Genomic DNA, 6,681 nt, shown 5'->3' on the forward strand with positions numbered 1-6,681 from the left:
GCGCGGAGTCTTGGGTGCGGCGACCACGGGAAAACAAGGGTCCCTGGGTATCCCGGAGTGCCAGGGGAAACCCGGTCGTCCGGACAGGCAAAGCGCGGCCGGATGGTCGATGACCCGGGTGCGCTTCGCTTGCCCGGGCTTCACGTTCCACGCCGCGGGCAAGCATCGCCGTTGGACGCGGGTCGCCCGAACGGGCCGCCCAAAAAATGCGAGGCCCCGGCAACCGCCGGGGCCTCGCTTCCGGGTGCGCCCGGGACTACTGGCGCACGGTCAGGCTGACGCCGCTGTAGGACGACGCCCCCACCAGCTTGACGTAGTAGGTGCCGGCCTGCGGCGCGGTGAAGCGCACCGTCTCGCTGTTGCCCTGGCGGGTGGAGCGGGCGTCGGCGGTGCTGGTGCTCGGCTCGGCGCCGAAGCTCACGTACACCGACACGTCGCCGCTGCCGCCGAAGGTCAGGAAGCTGAGCACCTTGCCGGCCTCGGCCTGGAAGCTGTACAGCGTCTCGCTGCCGCTTGCACCGGCCAGGCCCGTCACCGTCGCCTTGTTCACCAGCGGCGTGGCGACCGGCCCCTCGCCGGGCTCCTGCAGCGCCAGGTCCAGCGCGGCCTTGGCATCGACGATGCCCGCACCGATGGGCGTGGTGCTCGGAATCGTGACCGGGAACGCGCGCGCGCTCTGCTTGAGCAGTGTCTCAACCTGCGCGGGCGTCAGCGGATCCTTGTCGGCGGCCACCAGCGCGCTCTGCACCAGGGCCACGGTACCCGCCACGTGCGGCGCCGCCTGCGAGGTGCCCGCATAGCCGGCGTAGTTGTAGCTGCCCGACTCGGGCGTGGTCGCCGCGTTGCTGGCGGCCTGGAACACGTAGCCGTCCCAGCCGCCGTTGCCGGTATCGTCGCTGCCGCCGCCGCCGGGAGCGGCGATGTCGACCTTGGCGCCGTAGTTGGAGTACCAGGCACGGCCGCCGGTGATGCGGTTGGAACCGACCGCGATCACGTTGTCGCAGCCGGCCGGGGAGTAGTTGGCGACGTCGGCGTTGCTGTTGCCCGCCGCGACCACGATGGTGCTGCCGTTGCCCACGGCGGTATCGATCGCGCTCTGCAGGTAGCTGCCGCAGGCGCCGGCGCCGCCCAGGCTGAGGTTGATGACCTCGGCCGGATTCTGGTTGGCCGGCAGCGGGGTGTCGTCGATGTCGTAGGCCGGGCCGCCGGAGGCCCAGACGATGGCATCGGCGATGTCGGAGGTGTAGCCGCCGCCGTGGCCCAGCACGCGCACCGGAAGCAGGCTGGCGTTGTAGGCCAGGCCGGCGCCGCCGAGGCTGTTGTTGGTGGTCTCGGCCACGGTGCCGGCGACGTGGGTGCCGTGCCAGGAGCTGTCCTCGGTGTCGTCCCAGTCGCCCGGGTCGTCGCCGCCGGGAACGCGGTTGTCGCTGTCGCGCCCGGACACTTCCGCGTCGCTGATGAAGTCGTAGCCCTCCAGCACGGTGGTGCCGGCGAAGTCGGGGTGGTCGCGCAGGATGCCGGTGTCGAGCACCGCCACCACCACGCCGTCTCCGCTGGAGATCTCCCAGGCGTCGGGCGCGTTCACCCCGCCCGGCGCGACGGAGGGCGCCTTGAAGTGCCACTGGTACTGCGCGTAGTAGGTGTCGTTGGGGGTCACCGCCGCCGGGGTGGCGAGCGCGGCCGGGGCGGCGAAGTCGTTGTGGCGAAGGATGCGGTCCACTTCCACCGAGCTGACCGCCGGATCGGCCTTGAGCTCGGCGACCAGCGCGTCCAGCTCGGTCTGCGAGACCTTGCGCGAAAGCCTGACCACATCGCCGCCGAGCGCGGTCTTGCGCAGGCGCTGCACGGCCAGCGCGGTGCCGGCGCGGCCGGCGGCGGCCGGCTGCGCCAGTCCGGCGCGGCGCGCCGCGCCTTCGATCGCGTTGGACCTGATCGAGTTCTGCGTGCCCGGCGAGGCGTAGGTCACGATCAGGCGATCGCCCGTGGCCGGTGCGGGCTGGGACCGGATGTTGTCCACGATCCGCGGCGCGGCTTCGTTGGCGGCATTGACGCCAGCGGCGGCGGACAGGCCCAGCACGATGCCGGCGACCGCCAGGCTGATTTTGCTTTTCTTCATTTCAAACTCCATGTCGATATGTGGAAAACGTCAAGAACTCGCCTTTCGTCTACATCGCCTCCGTGCCTGCGCTCCGGCGGCAGGGACTGCCGCGGAGCCGACAATGGCGGCCATCGCCTTCCCCTGTTCCCCACCTCCCGGTGCCCGTGGCGGCCGGGTTCCCGGAGGCATCCCGCTCACCAGCCAAAACCCGCGCCGACACCGACCGATCGCTCGTCGCCGCTGAAGGCACCGCCCAGGGTGATCGTGGCGCGCTCGCTCAAGGCACGCTGGTAGCCCACCGACAACGCGCGCTCGCCGCCCTGGAAGCCGACGCCGACGCCGACCCGGTTGTCGGTGCGGATGCCCGCCGCGCTGGTGGCCATGTTCAGCATCGCCGCGCTGATCGCGCCCTGGCGGTCCAGCCGCCGGTCCAGGTTGTGGAAGCGGCGGTCGGTCTGGTCGCGGTAGCGGGTGAAGTCGTCGTTCAACGCCGACACCGCCGTGTCGGTGTAGCCATTGGCCGAGGACAGCGTCTGCGCCGCGGCCTGGTCGGTATAGGTGTTGGCCGTGGACAGCGTGGCGGCGTCGCCGGCCCTGACCTGGGCGACGTTGGCCGCGTCGGTGTCCTCGACGCCGGCGGCGACGTTGGCGATCGCGCGCTCGTTGCCGGCAATGCCGACCGAGACCGTGCCGGCGCGGTCGGCCACCGAACCCTGGCCCAGCGCCACCGCGTTCTCCGCCGTCACCGCCGCACCCTGGCCCAGCGCAGTGCCGGAAGCGGCGCTCACGCTGCTGCCCTCGCCCACCGCCACCGCATTGGTGGCCTCGGCCGAGATCGTGGCATTGGCGCCCACCGCGGTGCTGCCGTCGGCGTTGACCTGTGCGTTGGCGCCGAGCGCGGTGTCGTTGGGTCCATGCGCATAGGAATCGGAACCCACCGCGGTGCCGTTGTCGGCATTGGCGGTAGCGCCGCCGCCCACCGCCACCGCATTGGTGCCCTCGCCGACGCTTGCCGCCGGAGCGTCCTCGGCGCCGCCCACGGCCAGGCCGGCGCCGCCAGGCGTGGCCTCGACCGTGGCCAGGCGGCCGTCGAGCGAAGTCACGGCGCCATCCAGCGCCTGGATCGCCTTGCCGATGTCGAAATAGCTGCTGCCCTGGACGACGTAGTCGGGACCGACCAGGGCCCCGCTGGCACCGACGTAGGCGCCGCCGCCCAGCGCGGTGGCGATGGAATCCAGCGCGCCGTGCAGCTGGCCGCCGTTGACCGCATCGGCGCTGCCGACGGCGATCGCACCGTCGGCGAGGTTGCCGATCACGGTGCCGTCGCGGCCGGACAGGGTGATCGCCGCATGGCCGTCGTCGTCGTAGCGCACCGCATTGCCGGCCAGTTCGGCCACGCCGCCGGCCACCGTCTCCAGCTGCGCCAGGTTGACCGCATCGGTGGCCTCGGTACCGGCGGCGACGTTGGTGATCTGGCGTTCGCTGCCGGCACTGCCGACCGAGACGGTGCCGGCACGCTCGGCCACGGCGCCGGCGCCGAGCGCGACGCTGCCGTCGGCCTCGGCGCTCGCCAGGTGGCCGAGCGCGAGGCTGTCGTCGCCGGTGGCCGACGACCACGCACCGAGCGCGGTGGCGTTGCTGCCGGTCACCCAGCTGTTGAAGCCGAGCGCGGTGGTGTCCACGCCGTTGGCGAAGGCCCAGCCGCCTGCCGCGGTGCTGCCGTCGCCGATCGCATAGGCCTCCGCGCCCAGCGCCACCGCGTCCGCGCCGTCGGCATAGCTGCGGTCGCCCACGGCGACGCTGCTCTGGCCGGACGCCGTGCTCTCGGTGCCGACCGCGGTGGCGTAGTCGCCGCTGGCATCGGCCACCGCGCCCAGCGCGGTGGCCTGCGCGCCGGCCGCATAGGCGCCGACGCCGAACGCCGATCCGGCAAAGCCGCCGGCATCGGCACTGGCGCCGACCGCGGTGCCGCCGAGGCCGGCGCTGGTGGCACCGGTCTCCACCGGCGCCCCGCCGCGCACCACCAGCGACTCCCCGGCCTCGTCCACCGCGTGGCCGCCCACCGCCACGCTGGCGGCGCCGGTGGCCTGCGCCTCGTTGCCGAAGGCCGCGCTGTTCAGGCCGGCGGCGAGGGCGTTGCTGCCCACCGCGGTGGCATTGTCGGCATAGGCCGTGGCCCCGCCGCCCAGCGCGGTGGCGCCGTTGCCGATCGCATTGGTGGCCTCGCCCGCCGCCAGCGCGTTGTCGCCCTCGACATAGGCGCCGGCGTCGCTGTCATCGCTGCCGCTGGCCTGGAAGTACCGGCTGGTGTTGCCGGCGACCTCGGCCACTTCCTGCAGCTGCCCCACGTTCGCCGCGTCGGTCGCCTCGGTACCGGCGGCGACGTTGGCGATCTGGCGCTCGCTGCCGATGTCGCCCACCGACACGGTGTTCTCGCGATCGGCCTGCGAGCCCGCGCCCAGCGCCACGCTGTTGGCCGCGGTGGCGAACGCGCTCTCGCCCAGCGCGGTGGCGCCGGCCGCATCGGCCCAGCTGTTCCAGCCGATCGCGGTGGTGTAGTCCTCGGTCGCCCAGGCCCCGGCACCGAAGGCCGCGGCGCCGGCCCCGGTGGCCTGCGCCGGAATGAAGCCGAAGAAGGTGGTGCCGCCCACCGCCACGCTCTCGTCGCCGGTGGCCACGCTGGATTCGCCCACCGCCACCGCCCCGGAGCCGGACGCCGTGGCCGAGGCGCCGACCGCGGTGGCGTAGTCGCTCGACGCCGCCGCGCCGTAGCCCAGCGCCGAGGACAGGAAGCCGCCCGCCTCGCTGTAGCCGCCCAGCGCGGTCGATCCCTGGCCGCTGGCCGCGCTGCGGAATCCGCTTGCCGTGGCCTGCGTCTGCGTGGCCACCGCCTCGCTGCCGGTGGCGGTGGCGTAGGCAGCGGAGGCCTCGGCCCCGGCACCGGTGGCGCTGGCGCCGATCTCGCTGGCCAGCGCGCCGGAACCCAGCGCGATGCTGTCCTCGCCCAGCGCCTGGCTGTCCAGGCCGAACGCCGATGCGCCGGCGCCCGCCGCCAGCGCGTTGAAGCCGACCGCGGTGGCGTTGTCGGCGAAGGCGCCGGCACCGCTGCCAAGCGCGGTGGCGCCGTCGCCGATCGCATTGGTCGCCTCGCCCGCCGCCAGCGCGTTGTCGCCCTCGACGTAGGCACCGGCGTCGCTGTCGTCGCTGCCGCTGGCCTTGAAGTAGGTGTCGGTGGCCTGCGCGACCTCGGCCACCTCCTGCAGCTGCGCCACGTTCACCGCATCGGTCGCCTCGGTACCGGCGGCGACGTTGACGATCTGGCGCTCGCTGCCGGCGTCGCCGACCGAGACGGTATCGGCGCGGCTGGCGGTGGAATTGCTGCCGAGCGCGACGCTGTTGGGCGCCAGCGCAGTGCTGTAGAAGCCGATGGCGGTGCTGTCGGCGCCGCTGGCCCAGGATTCGGCGCCCAGCGCGGTGGCGTTGGCGCCCGGCGCGTAGGCGAAGTAGCCCAGTGCGGTGCTCTCGCTGCCCGAGGCCTCGGCCAGGCTGCCGGCCACGGTGCTGTAGTCGCCGGAGGCGATCGCGCCGGCGCCGAAGGCCGACGAACTCTCGCCGCTGGCCTGGGTGGAGACCAGCAGCCCCCAGCCCGGGATCAGGTCGGCCGGGCCGCCGACGGCGACGCTGCTGCTGCCGGTGGCCGCGCTCTGCGTGCCGACCGCGGTCGAGTAGTCGCCCACGGCATTGGCCACCGCGCCGAAGGCCGAGGCCTGCGCACCGCTGGCATACGCCCCGACGCCGAGCGCGGACGCGGCAAAGCCCCCGGCCTCGGCGCTGGCGCCGACCGCGGTACCGCCGACGCCGGCGCTGGTGGCGCCGGTCTCCACCGCCACGCCGCCGCTGGTGATCAGCGGGTTGCCGTCCTCGTCCACCGCATTGCCGCCCACCGCCACGCTGCCGGGGCCGCTGGCCTGGGCGTTGTGGCCGAAGGCGGCGCTGTTCTGCCCGCTGGCCAGCGCATTGAAGCCCACCGCGGTGGCGTTGTCGGCATAGGCGCCCGCGCCGCTGCCCAGCGCGGTGGCGCCATTGCCGATGGCATTGGTGGCCTCGCCGGCGGCCAGCGCGTTGTCGCCTTCCACATACGCGCCGGCATCGCTGTCGCTGCTGCCGCTGGCCTTGAAGTAGGTGTCGGTGTTCGTAGCTACCGCGGCCACCGCATCGAGCTGGTCCAGGTTCACCGCGTCGGTGCCCTCGCTGCCGGCGGCGACGTTGGCGATCTGGCGCTCGCTGCCGACGTCGCCCACCGACACGGTGTTCTCGCGATCGGCCTGCGAACCCGCGCCCAGCGCCACGCTGTTGGCCGCGGTGGCGAACGCGCTCTCGCCCAGCGCGGTGGCGCCGGCCGCATCGGCCCAGCTGTTCCAGCCGATGGCGGTGGTGTAGTCCTCGGTCGCCCAGGCCCCGGCACCGAAGGCCGCGGCGCCGGCCCCGGTGGCCTGCGCCGGAATGAAGCCGAAGAAGGTGGTGCCGCCCACCGCCACGCTCTCGTCGCCGGTGGCCACGCTGGATTCGCCCACCGCCACCGC

At 73.7% G+C, this 6,681-nt stretch carries 2 protein-coding genes; both read right to left on the reverse strand.

From position 1 onward, the window contains the following. Positions 1-256 precede the first annotated feature (256 nt). Complete coding sequence (locus LRX76_RS16540; RefSeq protein WP_231806726.1) at positions 257-2,116, reverse strand: S8 family serine peptidase; 1,860 nt, start codon at positions 2,114-2,116, stop codon at positions 257-259. A gap of 176 nt (positions 2,117-2,292) precedes the next feature. Continuing rightward, positions 2,293-6,657, reverse strand: a complete 4,365-nt coding sequence (locus LRX76_RS16545) for a YadA-like family protein (protein WP_331716789.1) — start codon at positions 6,655-6,657, stop codon at positions 2,293-2,295. Positions 6,658-6,681 lie beyond the last annotated feature (24 nt).

The organism is Stenotrophomonas sp. MMGLT7 (genome assembly GCF_021168555.1).
In the GTDB taxonomy this organism is placed as follows: Bacteria; Pseudomonadota; Gammaproteobacteria; order Xanthomonadales; family Xanthomonadaceae; genus MMGLT7.